This window comes from Kitasatospora sp. NPDC004799 (assembly GCF_040609095.1).
In the GTDB taxonomy this organism is placed as follows: domain Bacteria; phylum Actinomycetota; class Actinomycetes; order Streptomycetales; family Streptomycetaceae; genus Kitasatospora.
In genome coordinates, this window is record NZ_JBEXJK010000050.1 from 1 (window position 1) to 14,118 (window position 14,118).

Below are 14,118 nucleotides of genomic sequence, written 5' to 3' on the forward strand. Positions count from 1 at the left end.
GGCCCTGACCGAGGCCACCGCCCCGCCCGACCCGCCGCAGGCCGCCCCGTCCCCGCCCCCGCCCCCACCGCAGGCCTCCCCGCCCCGTCCCCGCCCCCGCCCGGAGCCGTCAGGCCGACCCCGACGCGCGCCCTCCCATAAGCAGCGAGTAAGTTGGAAACGTGGACAAGAGGAACGCTTTGCGAGCCGGCGCGGTCTCCGCAACGGTCACGCTGATGATGCTGCTGACGTCGCCCGCCATGGCCTTCGCCCGGGACGACGGTGACGACCCGGGCTCCGGCCTGAGTGTCGGTGAGACCCTCGGCCTGTTCGTGTTTCTTCCGCTCGTGGCCTTCGCGGTGATCGCCGGGCTGGCCGGCCTGCCGTACGGCAAGGGCAAGAAGAAGTAGTCGCCGGGTCCGCCGGGACCCGCACGCCGTCCATCCGGACGGTTCCACGTCCACCAGGACCCGCACGACCCCGAAGGGGCGCCGGACGATCCCGTCCGGCGCCCCTCCGTGGTTCCGGGGGACCGTCAGCGGCCGCCCGCCGCACGGTCGGCCGCCTGGGCCCTGAGCGCGCGCTCGACGCCCGCCCGCGCCTCGACGACCTGGCGCCGCAGCGCCGGGGACGGCTCGGCCGAGGCCAGCCACGCGTCGGTCGCGTCCAGCGTCTCCTGGCTGACCTGCAGGGACGGGTACAGCCCGACGACGATCTGCTGCGCGATCTCGTGGCTGCGGGTCTCCCAGATCCGCTTCACCGCCGCGAAGTACTTCGCCGCGTACGGCGCGAGCAGCTCCCGCTGGTCGGACTGCTGGAAGCCGGCGATGACCGCTTCCTGCACATAGTTCGTCAGCTTGTCGGACTCCACCACCGAGGCCCAGGCCTCCGCCTTGGCCTCGGCGGTCGGCCGGGCGGCGCGGCAGGTGGCCGCGTGCTCCTGGCCGGCCGCGGTGTTGTCCCGCTCCAGCTCGGCGGCGACGGCGGCCTCGTCGGCCCGCCCGGTGGCCGCGAGGCGGGTGAGCAGGGACCAGCGCAGCTCGGTGTCCACCGCGAGGCCCTTGACCTCGACCGAGCCGTCCAGCAGCCCGGCGAGCAGGCCCAGCTGACCGTCCGTACGGGCGACCGCGGCGAGGGCGCGGGCCCAGGCCAGCTGGTGGTCGCTGCCGGGCTCGGCGGCGCGCAGGTGCTCCTCCGCGGCGGCGGCCCAGCGGCCGAGGCCCTCCTCGCGCCACCGCGGGTCGGCGTAGGCGTCCAGGGCGAGCTTGACCTGGCGGTGCACGGACTGCACCACGCCGATGTCGGACTCGCGCCCGATGCCGGACAGCGCCAGCGACAGGTAGTCGCGGGCGGCCAGCTCGCCGTCGCGGGTCATGTCCCAGGCGGAGGCCCAGCACAGCGCGCGCGGCAGCGACTCGGTGAAGCCGCCGAGGTTCTCGGTGACGACGGCCAGCGAGTCCTCGTCGAGGCGGATCTTGGCGTACGAGAGGTCGTCGTCGTTCAGCAGCACGACGGCCGGGCGGTGCCGGCCGACCAGCTCGGGCACCTCGGTGCGCGGGCCGTCGACGTCCAGCTCGATCCGGTCGGTGCGCACCAGCGCGTCGCCGTTCAGCTCGTACAGGCCGATCGCGATGCGGTGCGGCCGCAGCACGGCCTCACCCTTGGCGCCGGCGGGCAGCGCGGGAGCCTCCTGGAGCACCGCGAAGGACTCGATCTCGCCGTCCGTGTTCAGGGTGATCGACGGCCGCAGCACGTTGATGCCGGCGGTCTCCAGCCAGGCCTTGGACCAGGCCTTGAGGTCGCGGCCGCTGGCCTCCTCCAGGGCACCGAGCAGGTCGCTGAGCCGGGTGTTGCCCCAGGCGTGGCGCTTGAAGTACGCCTGGACGCCCTGGAAGAAGGCGTCCTGGCCGACGTACGCCACCAGCTGCTTGAGCACCGAGGCGCCCTTGGCGTAGGTGATGCCGTCGAAGTTGACCTGGACGTCCTCCAGGTCGTTGATCTCCGCCATGATCGGGTGGGTGGACGGCAGCTGGTCCTGCCGGTACGCCCAGGTCTTCATCTGGTTGGCGAAGGTGGTCCAGGAGTGCGGCCACTTGGAGCCGGGGGCCTCGGCCTGGCAGACGGCCTCGGCGAAGGTCGCGAAGGACTCGTTCAGCCAGAGGTCGTTCCACCACTCCATGGTGACGAGGTCGCCGAACCACATGTGGGCGAGCTCGTGCAGGATCGTCGCGGCGCGGGCCTCGTAGGCGGCGTCGGTGACCTTGGAGCGGAACACGTACTGGTCGCGCAGGGTGACGGCGCCCGCGTTCTCCATCGCGCCGGCGTTGAACTCCGGGACGAAGAGCTGGTCGTACTTGGCGAACGGGTACGGGAAGTCGAACTTCTCCTGGAAGTAGTCGAAGCCCTGCTTGGTGACCTCGAAGACGGCCTCCGGGTCCAGGAACTCGCGCAGCGAGGGCCGGCAGTAGACGCCCAGCGGCACCTTCTGCTCGCCGTTCTCGTAGGTGTCGAAGACCCCGACGTACGGGCCGGCCACGAGCGCGGTGATGTAGCTGGAGATCCGGCCGGTGGGCTCGAAGGTCCAGACCCGGGTGTCGCCCTCGCCGACCGGCTCCGGGGTGGGCGAGTTGGAGACCACGACCCAGCCGGCGGGCGCGGTCACGGTGAACGCGAACGTGGCCTTCAGGTCGGGCTGCTCGAAGCTGGCGAAGACCCGGCGGGCGTCCGGCACCTCGAACTGGGTGTACAGGTAGGTCTCGCCGTCGACCGGGTCGACGAACCGGTGCAGGCCCTCACCGGTGTTGGTGTACTCGCAGTTCGCGACGACCCGCAGCTCGTTCTCGGCCGCCAGGCCCGGCAGCGGGATGCGGCTGTCGGCGAAGCTCGCCGGGTCCAGCCGCGCGCCGTTGAGGGTGATCTCCTCGACGCTCGGGGCGACGAGGTCGATGAAGGTCTCCGCGCCGGGGGTGGTGGCGGTGAACCGGACCACGGTGGTGGACCGGAAGGTACCGCCCTCGCGGGCCGAACCGAGGTCGAGCTCGATGTCGTACGCGTCCACGTGGAGGAGGTCGGCCCGGGTGCGGGCCTCCTCACGGGTCAGGTTTGTGCCGGGCACTCGCTGCACTCCTTTGTCAGACTGATGGTCCGAATCCTCGCACGTCCAACGGACGGGGCGGCCGGAAAATCGCGGGCGGGGCGGGCCCGGGCGATCAGCCCGTTCCCGCCCCGCCCGTGGGGGTCGTCCTGCGGTCCGCGACGCGGGGCCGGCCCCGGACGAGGGGCGCCCCGGTGTCACACCGCCGGCGTCACTTCTTCCACTTGGTCAGCGGACCGTCGCTGGCGCTGTAGCGGCGGAAGGCGTAGACCTCGTTGCCGCTGTCCGAGATCAGGTACTCGGAGCTGCTGGTGCCGATGCCCATGCTGCTCGGCATGGCCATGGTGCCGAGGTCGGTCATCGAGCCGTCGGTCGGCGAGAGCGTCACCAGCCGGGCCGGCTTGTTGTAGCCCTGGTCGACGATCGCGCGGACCTTGCCCTCCTTGTCGGTCCCGGCCACCAGGCGCATGTCGTTGCTGGCCGAACCGGAGTTGGCCGACCACAGCCGCTTGCCGGTGTTCAGGTCGTAGGCGTTGATGCCCGCCTTGCCGCCGCTGACCTGGACGTACAGGGTGGTGCCGCTGACCACGTTGCGGGTGAGCGCCTCGTCCTGGCCGGAGAGCCGCAGGCTGTCCGCGCCGGGCTCCTTGACGGACATCTGGTTGCCCGGCTTGTTCTCCTTGTCGAACGGCAGGATGTAGTCGCCCTGCGGGCCGCTGGACATCAGCAGCACCAGCGGCTTGTCCTGGATGACCGAGTCGACCTCCTCGATGCTCCCGGTGAGGGTGATCGGGGTGCTGGCCGGCTTGCCGGTCTCGGCGTTGACGATGACCAGCTGCGACTTCGGGCCGCTGGTGCCGTAGCAGCGGTCGCTGACCGCGATCTGGACGCCGGCCGCCTTGCCGCGCAGGCTGCAGTCCTTGTCGCGCGGCTGGTACTGCCAGGCCGGCTGGCCGGTGGCGATGTTCAGGGCGCCGACCATGTTGCCGCCGACGGCGACCACGTTCTCGGTGACGCTGAGGGTCGGCGAGGACATCCGGTCGGCCGAGACCTTGACGCTCCAGAGCAGCTTGCCCTGGGCCAGGTCGACGGCGCCGACGGTGGAGCAGTCGCTGTCGCCGGTGTTGAAGGAGACGGCGGCGACGCCCTTGGAGTTGGCGCCGTACGAGGCGGTGCACAGCTCCTTGCTGCCGGCCGGGGCCGGGATGGTCCAGGCCTCCTTGCCGTCGGTCAGGTTGTAGGCCTTGATGCCGGAACTGTCGACGCGCACGGCGAGCTTGTCGGTGCCCCAGACGCCGAGCATCTGGTTCGAGCTGTCCGCGCCGGCCGGCTTGGGGGCGCTCCAGGCGACGGTGAAGTTGCTGCCCTTGGGGGCGGGGGTGGGGCCGTTGCTGGTCCCGCCGTTGTCGGTGCCGCCGCTGCTGACCGGGCCCGGGCCCGGCTCGGGGGCGGGCTTGGGGTCCTTGAGCAGGACGACCAGGGCGATCACGATCGAGATCGCCAGCACGCCGCCGATGATCCCGCCCCACAGCATCACGGGGTTGCGCTGCTTGGGCGGGACGGGCGCGACGGGGTAGCTGTACCCGGGCTGCTGCGGGTAGTTGTAGCCGCCGGCGTTGTAGGCCTGCCCGGCGTCCGGGGCGCCGTACGGGGCACCGGGGACGGGGTCGTACGGGCCGACCGGTGCGGCGCCGGGCGGCGGCGGGGCCTGGGTGGGGAATCCGGTCGCGGTCGGCGCGTACGCCGCGTACTCCGGGCTGCCGACGGGCGGCTGCCCCGGCTGCGCGGGCGGTGCCGGCGGCTGGGCTGGCGGCGGGCCCGCGGGCGCGGCCGGGCCCGGGACGGCCGCGCCGTCCAGCTGCGTCATCTGGTCCGCGACGGCGGCCGGATCCACACCGCCGCCCGGCGGGCGCCCGAACGAGACGCCCCGGTTGTCCTGCGGACCGGTGCCGGGCGTTCCGCCCGCCCCCGGCGTAGGGTGATCCCCTGCCATCTGATTCCCCGTCATGTCTGGAAGCGTCCCCCTGCCGGTGCCGTCCACGGCTCCGATGGGACGGGTGAGAATTGGGCACCATGGTAGTGGTGTGCGGATTTCGGCCGCCGCCAGGACCGGGGATCCACGTCCTCGCAGGTCCAGGCCGTGCAACACCTTCACCCTCCGATCACCGCGTCCCCACGGCCGCGCGCCCGCGCCGCGGTCCGCGCCGGTCGGCCGCCGTCCGCGCTCCCTGACGCTCTTGCCTGCCGCAGCCGGGCCCGCCGTCCGCGCCGTCCTGCGCGCCCGCCCGCCGCAGCCGCGGCCCCCGCCCCGGCCCCCGGGCCGTACCCTTCAGGAGTTGAAGGGGACGCCCGGCGGAGGGGTCCCCGCCCTGGGAGGGTGGATCATGTCGACGGACACACCGGGCTCGCAGTCCTCGCTGCACCGGGCGAACCTGGAACGGGTGCTCCGCGCGGTGCGGATGGCCGGCTCGCTGACCCAGGCCGAGATCGCCCGCGGCACCGGCCTGTCCGCGGCCACCGTGTCCAACATCGTGCGGGAGTTGAAGGAGAGCGGCACCGTCGTGGTGGCCGACACCTCCTCCGGCGGGCGCCGCGCCCGCAGCGTCTCGCTCAGCGGGGACGCCGGGATCGTGGTCGGCATCGACTTCGGCCACACCCACCTGCGCGTCGCGGTCGGCAACCTGGCCCACCGGGTGCTGGCCGAGGAGAGCGCCCCGATCGACGTCGACGTCTCCGCCCAGCAGGGCTTCGACCGCGCCGAGGCGATGGTCGAGCGGCTGCTGGCGCAGGCCGGGTTCCGCTCCGACAAGGTGATCGGCGTCGGCCTCGGCGTGCCCGGCCCGATCGACGTGGAGACCGGCGCGCTCGGCTCCACCGCGATCCTGCCCGGTTGGACGGGCATCGCCCCGGGCCGGGAGCTGGCCGAGCGGCTCGGCATGCCGGTGCACGTGGACAACGACGCCAACCTGGGCGCGCTCGGCGAGCTGGTCTGGGGCGCGGGCCGCGGGCTGAGCGACCTCGCCTACATCAAGGTCGCCAGCGGCGTCGGCGCCGGGCTGGTGGTGAACGGCCAGATCTACCGCGGGCCGGGCGGCACCGCGGGTGAGATCGGGCACATCACCCTGGACGAGGCGGGGCCGGTCTGCCGCTGCGGCAACCGCGGCTGCCTGGAGACCTTCGTCGGCTCCCGCTACCTGCTCTCGCTGCTCGCCTCCACCCTCGGCCCGGACCTCAGCCTGCCCCGGGTGGTCGAGCTGGCCCACCAGGGCGACCTCGGCTGCCGCCGGGTGATCGCCGACGCCGGCCGGCAGATCGGCACCGGCGTCGCCACCCTGTGCAACCTGCTCAACCCCCGCCGGGTGATCCTCGGCGGGGACCTCGCCGAGGCCGGTGAGCTGGTGCTCGGCCCGATCCGGGACTCGGTGGCCCGCTACGCGATCCCGAGTGCCGCCCGGCAGCTCTCGATCGTCCCCGGCACCCTGGGCGGCCGGGCCGAGGTGCTCGGCGCGCTGGCCCTGGTGATGAGCGAGATGGGGGAGTCCGGCGCGCTGGGCCGGGCCTGACGCCCCCGGCCGGCCCCGCCGATGCCCGGCGCGGTCGGCCATCCGGGGCCGGTTTCGAACAGCCGAACCGGCCGTATCAGCACACTCGAACGCCCGTGCGTCAATCCGGCGTGACCCGGCCTCCCCCGCCCGACCTCCCGGAATGGCGGTAACCGAACGACGGCACCGGGCGCGCCGCTCGGTGCCCGGCAGGCGGACATTAGACTCGACCGGTCGGCACCGGCCGGGACCGTCGGCCTGCCGCCGGACCGGGCAGCGACGCCCGTCGGACCGTCCGTGGTCCGCGAACACTGAACGAGGAGGAACGGGTGGCCCTGCTGACCCGCATTCGGGGACCGCGCGATCTCGACCGGCTCACGCCCGGACAGCTGGCCGCACTGGCCCAGGAGATCCGGACCTTCCTGGTGACCGAGGTCTCCAAGACGGGCGGGCACCTCGGCCCCAACCTCGGGGTGGTGGAGCTCACCATCGCGCTGCACCGGGTCTTCGACTCGCCGCGCGACCGCATCCTCTTCGACACCGGCCACCAGAGCTACGTCCACAAGCTGCTCACCGGCCGCCAGGACTTCTCCCGGCTGCGGATGAAGGGCGGCCTGTCCGGCTACCCGTCCCGCGCCGAGTCCGAGCACGACGTGATCGAGAACTCGCACGCCTCCACGGTGCTCTCGTACGCCGACGGCCTGGCCAAGGCCAACCAGCTGCTGGGCAAGCACGACCCGGTCGTCGCGGTGATCGGCGACGGCGCGCTCACCGGTGGCATGGCCTGGGAGGCGCTCAACAACATCGCCGACGCCAAGGACCGCCCGCTCGTCATCGTCGTCAACGACAACGAGCGCTCGTACTCGCCGACCATCGGCGGCCTGGCCAACCACCTCGCCACCCTGCGCACCACCCAGGGCTACGAGCGCTTCCTGTCCTGGGGCAAGGACGCGCTCCAGCGCACCCCCGTGGTCGGCCAGCAGCTGTTCGAGACGCTGCACGGCGCCAAGAAGGGCCTCAAGGACTTCATCGCCCCGCAGGGCATGTTCGAGGACCTCGGCCTCAAGTACATCGGCCCGATCGACGGCCACGACCTGACCGCCCTGGAGTCCGCGCTGACCAAGGCGCGCGGCTTCGGCGGCCCGGTGATCGTGCACTGCCTCACCGAGAAGGGCCGCGGCTACCACGCCGCCGAGAACAACGACGAGGACCGCTTCCACGCGGTCGGCAAGATTCACCCGGAGACCGGCCTGCCGATCACCAGCGGCGGCGGGCGGAGCTGGACCTCGGTCTTCGCCGAGGAGATGGTCGCGCTCGGCCACGAGCGCGAGGACATCGTCGGCATCACCGCCGCCATGCTCCACCCGGTCGGCCTGGCCCCGTTCGCCGAGGCCTTCCCGGACCGCATCTTCGACGTCGGCATCGCCGAGCAGCACGCCGTCACCAGCGCCGCCGGCCTGGCCACCAACGGGCTGCACCCGGTGTTCGCGGTCTACGCGACCTTCCTGAACCGGGCCTTCGACCAGGTCCTGATGGACGTCGCCCTGCACAAGCTGGGCGTCACCTTCGTGCTGGACCGGGCCGGCGTCACCGGCGACGACGGCGCCTCGCACAACGGCATGTGGGACATGTCGATGCTGCAGATCATCCCGACCCTGCGGCTGGCCGCCCCGCGCGACGCCGACCAGGTCCGCGCCCAGCTGCGCGAGGCCGTCGAGGTCAAGGACGCCCCGACGGTGGTCCGCTACTCCAAGGGCACCGTCGGCCCGGCCGTCCCCGCGGTCGGCCGGATCGGCGGCATGGACGTGCTGCGCGCCGCCGAGGAGCCGTCCGGCGCCCACCGCGCCGACGTGCTGATCGTCTCGGTCGGTGCGATGGCCCCCACCAGCCTGGAGGTCGCCGACCTGCTGGCCGCCCAGGGCATCACCGCCACCGTGGTGGACCCGCGCTGGGTCAAGCCGGTGGACCCGGCCCTGCCGGGCCTGGCCGCCGAGCACCGGGTGGTCGTCACGATCGAGGACAACGGCCGGGTGGGCGGCGTCGGCGCGGCCGTGGCGCAGGCGCTGCGGGACGCGGACGTGGACCTGCCGGTGCGCGACTTCGGCATCCCGCAGGAGTTCCTGGACCACGCCAGCCGGGCCGAGATCCTGGCCGAGATCGGCCTGACCGCCCCGGACATCGCCCGCAAGGTGACGGCGCTGGTCGCCAAGCTGGACGTGGCGCCGGTCGAGGCCTGACCGGAGGCCGTCCGGCGGGCGGTCGTTCGTTTCGCCGACGACCATTTGTCGTAACTCCGTAACAGTTCGTCACGGAACAAGCTGACAATCGCACTGAAAGGCGGGACCGGCGCCACCGGCGCCGATCCCGCCCGGTAGGTTGTCACCCGTGCCGACCCCCACCCGCCCCCGCCTCACCGGACTGGCCGAGCGCCTGCCCGAGCGCGTCCGTACCCGTCTGCTGAACGGGTACTGGACCAGGCTGGTGCCGGTGCTCGCGCTGGTCGCGCTGCTCACCCACATCCCCTCCTTCGCCCGGCCCGTCTGGAGCCCGGACGAGGGCTTCCTGGCCACCCAGGCCCGGATGCTGGCGGACGGCGGGGTGCTGTACGACACCGTGGTGGACCGCAAGCCGCCGCTGCTGCCCTGGCTCTACCAGGCCTGCTTCGCGGTCTTCGGCTCCGCCTCGCTCTGGCCGCTGCGCACCCTGGCGGTGGTGGCCCACCTGGTCACCGCGATCCTGCTGGCCTCGATCGCCCGGGGCCGCTGGGGCAACCGGGCCGGGGCCGGGGCCGGACTGCTCTACCTGCTGGTCTCCATCGGGCTCTCCCCGGAGGACACCCAGGCGGCGACCTTCGAGGTCTTCATGCTGCCCGCCATGGTGGCCGCCTTCCGGTACGCCGAACGGCGCCGCTGGCTGGCCGCGGGCATCGCGGTCGCGCTCTGCTCGCTGACCAAGCAGACCGGCGGCGCGGTGCTGCTGCCGGTGCTCTGGATGCTGTTCCAGGACGCCCGCCGGCGCGGGGTGCGCTGGCCGCCCGCGCTGTTCAAGATCGGGTTCGGCTTCATCCTGCCGATAGCGCTGGTCGCGGTGATCCTCACCAAGCCCAAGGGCTTCCTGTTCTGGGTGGTCACCGGCAGCGGCGACTACGCCTCCTTCGGCGGCGCCTGGCTCCAGATGATCGGCCGGGCGCTCGGCAACTCGGCCATCCTGGTCGCGGCCGGCCTGGGCTTCCTGCTCCCGGTCGGGCGCCGGCTCTGGCTCAAGTACCGCCACCGCCCGCTGCCGGTGGCCGGCGAGGAGCACGGCTCGACCACCGACCTGTGGGTCTGGCTGCTCTCCTCGGTCGTCGCGGTCAGCGTGGGCTTCCACTTCTTCGGCCACTACTACCTCCAGCTGATGCCGCCGCTGGTGCTGCTGGGCACCGGCGCGATCGCCACCTCGGCGATCCGCTGGAAGCCCGTCCTGGTGTACACCACGGCTGCCGCGACGGTGTTCTGGGGCCTGGCGCTGGCCTGGCCGGGGGAGCGGCTCAACCGCACCACCGAGGTCGCCACCGCGGTCGCCGCCCAGACCACCCCCAAGGACACCGTGCTGGTCTGGGGCATGCACCCCGAGCTGTACTGGCTGGCCGACCGCAAGCCCGCCACCCGCTACCTGACCGCCGGCTTCCTCACCAACTACAGCGGCGGCAAGGACGGCAACCAGAACGTCGGCGAGCAGTTCAGCGTCTCCAACGCCTGGCAGACCTTCGACAAGGAGCTGGCCAACGGCCTGCCCGAGGTCGTGGTCGACGACTCCGGGATCGCCCCGTACCAGCCGGTCATGGTCCCCCGGATCGAGAACCTGCTGGACACCCACTACGAGATGGTCGGCGTCTTCGCCGACACCGTGGTCTACCGCCTCAAGCACTGAGGTCCCGTTCACGCGGCCGAAGCCCGGTTCACGGGCCCGCTGCACGACAGCGCCGTACACAGGGACGCCGACGGCAGCCTCGTACACGCTTCCCGCACCGGAAGCCCCCGTACACACGGAGGAGCCCCGGCGACCGAACGGTCACCGGGGCTCCTCCGCATACGGGCTGCGCTGTGCCTTAGGCGGGCACCGAGGCCACGCCGGGGGCGAGGAACGGCTTGCCGTTCACCCGCTCCGAGATGCCCTCACGGTCCAGGTACGGGGTGATCCCGCCCAGGTGGAAGGGCCAGCCGGCACCGGTGATCATGCAGAGGTCGATGTCCTGCGCCTCGGCGACGACACCCTCCTCCAGCATCAGGCCGATCTCCTGCGCCACGGCCTCCAGGGCGCGGGCGCGGACCTGCTCCTCGGTCAGCACCGAGTCGCCGAAGGTCAGCAGCTCCAGCACCTCGGGGTCGAGGACCTGCTGGCCGTCCGTCCAGGTGTAGAAGCCGCGCTTGCCGGCCTTGACCACCTTGGCGAGGTTCTCGGAGACGGTGAACCGCTCCGGGAAGGCGCCGTGCAGGGTCTCCGAGACGTGCAGGGCGATGGCCGGGCCGACCAGCTCCAGCAGCACGATCGGGGACATCGGCAGGCCGAGCGGCTCGACGGCCTTCTCGACGTCGGCGATCGGGGTGCCCTCGTCGATGATGTTCTGGATCTCGCCCATGAAGCGGGTCAGGATCCGGTTCACCACGAACGCCGGGCGGTCCTTGCAGAGGACCGAGGTCTTCTTCAGCTTCTTCGACACGGCGAAGGCGGTGGCCAGCGACGCGTCGTCGGTGCTGTCGCCGCGGACGATCTCCAGCAGCGGCAGGATCGCGACCGGGTTGAAGAAGTGGAAGCCGACGACCCGCTCGGGGTGCTTCAGCTTCGAGGCCATCTCGGTGACCGACAGCGAGGAGGTGTTGGTCGCCAGCACGCAGGTCGGCGAGACCACGTTCTCCAGGTCCGCGAAGACGGCCTGCTTGACGCCCATCTCCTCGAACACGGCCTCGATGACGAAGTCCGCGTCGCCGAAGGCGGCGGCCTTGTCCAGCGAGCCGGAGACCAGGCCCTTGAGGCGGTTGGCCTTGTCCTTGCCGATGCGGCCCTTGGAGAGCAGCTTGTCGATCTCGGCGTGGACGTAGCCGACGCCCTTGTCGACGCGCTCCTGGTCGATGTCGGTGAGGACCACCGGCACCTCCAGACGGCGGGCGAACAGCAGCGCCAGCTGGGAGGCCATCAGACCGGCGCCGACGACGCCGACCTTGGTGACCGGGCGGGCCAGCGACTTGTCCGGCGCGCCGACCGGGCGCTTGGCCCGGCGCTGCACCAGGTTGAAGGCGTAGATGCCGCTGCGCAGCTCGCCGCTCATGATGAGGTCGGCCAGCGCCGCGTCCTCGGCGTCGAAGCCGGCCTGCAGGCTCGCCTTGTCGGCCAGGTCGAAGTCCTTGGCGGCGGCGATGATGTCCAGCGCCTTGTAAGCGGCCGGAGCGGCGCCGTGCACCTTGCCGTCGGCGACCATGCGGCCCCACAGGACGGCGTCGTCCCAGGCCTTGCCGCGGTCGATCGCCTCGCGCTCGACGACGACGTCGCCCTTGACGACCTTGGCGGCCCAGAGCAGAGACTGCTCCAGGAAGTCGGCCGGCTCGAAGATCGCGTCGGCGATCCCCAGCTCGAACACGTCCTTGCCCTTGAGCTGCTTGTTCTGGTTCATCGAGTTCTCGACGATGACCTTGACGGCCTTACCGGCACCCACCAGGTTCGGCAGGATGGTGCAGCCGCCCCAGCCGGGGACGAGGCCGAGGAAGACCTCGGGCAGCGAGAAGGCCGGGACGCCCGCCGACACCGTGCGGTAGTCGCAGTGCAGGCCGACCTCGACGCCGCCGCCCATCGCCGCGCCGTTGTAGAAGGCGAAGGTGGGGACGGGCAGCGCGGCGATCCGCTTGAAGACGTCGTGGCCGCCCTTGCCGATGGCCAGCGCGTCCGCGTGCTGCTGGAGCAGCTCGACGCCCTTGAGGTCGGCGCCGACCGCGAAGATGAACGGCTTGCCGGTGATCGCCGCACCGACGATCGTGCCCTCGGCGGCCTCGGCCTCGACCTGGTCCAGCGCCGCGTTCAGCTTGAGCAGCGAGCCCGGGCCGAAGGTGGTCGGCTTGGTGTGGTCGAAGCCGTTGTCCAGGGTGATCAGGGCCAGCCGGCCGGCCTGCAGCGGCAGGTCGAGGTGGCGGACGTGCGCGGTCGTGACGACCTCGCCCGGGAAGAGCTCGGCGCCGCGGGTCAGCAGCTCAGTGGTGTCGGCCATGGTCACTTACCACCCTCGAGCTCGGTGTTCTGCGTCGCGCCGGTCCAGTGCGGGTTCTCCCAGATGATGGTGCCGCCCATGCCGAAGCCGATGCACATCGTGGTGAGGCCGTAGCGGACGTCCGGGCGCTGCTCGAAGCGGCGGGCCAGCTGGTTCATCAGGCGCACGCCGGAGGAGGCCAGCGGGTGGCCGAACGCGATCGCACCGCCGTACGGGTTGACCCGCTCGTCGTCGTCCGCGATGCCGAAGTGGTCCAGGAAGGCCAGCACCTGGACGGCGAAGGCCTCGTTGACCTCGAAGGCCTGGATGTCGTCGATGGTCAGGCCGGCCTTGGCCAGCGCCTTCTCGGTGGCCGGCACCGGGCCGACACCCATGACCTCGGGCTCGACGCCCGCGAAGGCGAAGGAGACCAGGCGCATCTTGACCGGGAGGCCGAGCTCCTCGGCGACGTCCTCGGCGGCCAGCAGCGAGGCGGTGGCACCGTCGTTCAGACCGGCCGAGTTGCCCGCGGTGATGTTGCCGTGCGGGCGGAACGGGGTCTTGAGGCCCGCCAGGTTCTCCATCGTGGTGCCCGGGCGCATCGGCTCGTCCACGGTGGCCAGGCCCCAGCCGGTCTCGCCGACCTCGGGGTTGGTGTTGCGGATCGAGATCGGCACCAGGTCGGGCTGGATGTCGCCGTTGGCGTACGCCTTGGCGGCCTTCTCCTGGGAGCGCACGGCGTAGGCGTCGCAGCGCTCCTTGGTCAGGTGCGGGAAGCGGTCGTGCAGGTTCTCCGCGGTCATGCCCATGAACAGGGCGGACTCGTCGACCAGCTTCTCGGAGACGAAGCGCGGGTTCGGGTCCACGCCCTCGCCCATCGGGTGGCGGCCCATGTGCTCGACGCCGCCGGCCACGACCACGTCGTACGCGCCGAAGGCGATGCCGCCGGCGGTGGTGGTCACGGCGGTCAGCGCGCCGGCGCACATGCGGTCGATGGCGTAGCCGGGGACGGACTTCGGCAGGCCGGACAGCAGGGCGGCGGTGCGCCCGATGGTCAGACCCTGGTCGCCGATCTGCGTGGTGGCCGCGACGGCGACCTCGTCGATGCGCTCGACGGGCAGGTTCGGGTTACGGCGCACGAGCTCCCGGATGCACTTGACGACCAGGTCGTCGGCGCGCGTCTCGTGGTAGATGCCCTTCGGGCCGGCCTTGCCGAACGGGGTGCGGACGCCATCGACGAAGACGACGTCCCTCGCGGTACGAGGCACGGGGGCTCTCCTCCCAGG

The 14,118-nt window shown here is 72.2% G+C and carries 8 protein-coding genes; 4 read left to right on the forward strand and 4 right to left on the reverse strand.

Annotated features, from left to right (window positions below):
- Window positions 1-161 precede the first annotated feature (161 nt).
- The gene (locus ABZW03_RS09775) at window positions 162-389 is read left to right on the forward strand and encodes a hypothetical protein (protein WP_355254415.1); all 228 of its coding nucleotides are present in this window, start codon (window positions 162-164) and stop codon (window positions 387-389) included.
- A gap of 125 nt (window positions 390-514) precedes the next feature.
- Here the strand turns inward: ABZW03_RS09775 and pepN are convergent, their stop codons facing one another.
- Both pepN and ABZW03_RS09785 read right to left on the reverse strand, forming a co-directional pair.
- Window positions 515-3,094 carry an aminopeptidase N gene (gene pepN / locus ABZW03_RS09780; RefSeq protein ID WP_355254417.1) on the reverse strand — a complete coding sequence of 860 codons (2,580 nt, stop codon included), beginning with the start codon at window positions 3,092-3,094 and terminating at the stop codon, window positions 515-517.
- Between the two features lie 190 nt (window positions 3,095-3,284).
- Window positions 3,285-5,066 (reverse strand): PQQ-binding-like beta-propeller repeat protein, encoded by a 1,782-nt coding sequence (locus ABZW03_RS09785; RefSeq protein WP_355254419.1) that lies wholly within the window; start codon window positions 5,064-5,066, stop codon window positions 3,285-3,287.
- Window positions 5,067-5,457: 391 nt separating this feature from the next.
- On the opposite strand from ABZW03_RS09785, the gene ABZW03_RS09790 reads away from it, so the two are divergent.
- From ABZW03_RS09790 to ABZW03_RS09800, 3 genes are all read left to right on the forward strand, one after another.
- Window positions 5,458-6,636 (forward strand): ROK family transcriptional regulator, encoded by a 1,179-nt coding sequence (locus ABZW03_RS09790; RefSeq protein WP_355254421.1) that lies wholly within the window; start codon window positions 5,458-5,460, stop codon window positions 6,634-6,636.
- A gap of 308 nt (window positions 6,637-6,944) precedes the next feature.
- Entirely contained in the window at window positions 6,945-8,852 is a 1,908-nt protein-coding gene (gene dxs, locus ABZW03_RS09795) for a 1-deoxy-D-xylulose-5-phosphate synthase (protein ID WP_355254423.1), read from the forward strand.
- Between the two features lie 148 nt (window positions 8,853-9,000).
- Complete coding sequence (locus ABZW03_RS09800) at window positions 9,001-10,527, forward strand: glycosyltransferase family 39 protein (protein ID WP_355254425.1); 1,527 nt, start codon at window positions 9,001-9,003, stop codon at window positions 10,525-10,527.
- A 178-nt stretch (window positions 10,528-10,705) separates the two neighbouring features.
- Here the strand turns inward: ABZW03_RS09800 and ABZW03_RS09805 are convergent, their stop codons facing one another.
- Together ABZW03_RS09805 and ABZW03_RS09810 are read right to left on the reverse strand one after the other, a co-directional pair.
- The gene (locus ABZW03_RS09805) at window positions 10,706-12,853 is read right to left on the reverse strand and encodes a 3-hydroxyacyl-CoA dehydrogenase NAD-binding domain-containing protein (RefSeq protein ID WP_355254427.1); all 2,148 of its coding nucleotides are present in this window, start codon (window positions 12,851-12,853) and stop codon (window positions 10,706-10,708) included.
- A gap of 2 nt (window positions 12,854-12,855) precedes the next feature.
- Window positions 12,856-14,100, reverse strand: coding sequence for an acetyl-CoA C-acyltransferase (locus ABZW03_RS09810; protein ID WP_355254429.1), 1,245 nt, complete (start codon window positions 14,098-14,100; stop codon window positions 12,856-12,858).
- Window positions 14,101-14,118 lie beyond the last annotated feature (18 nt).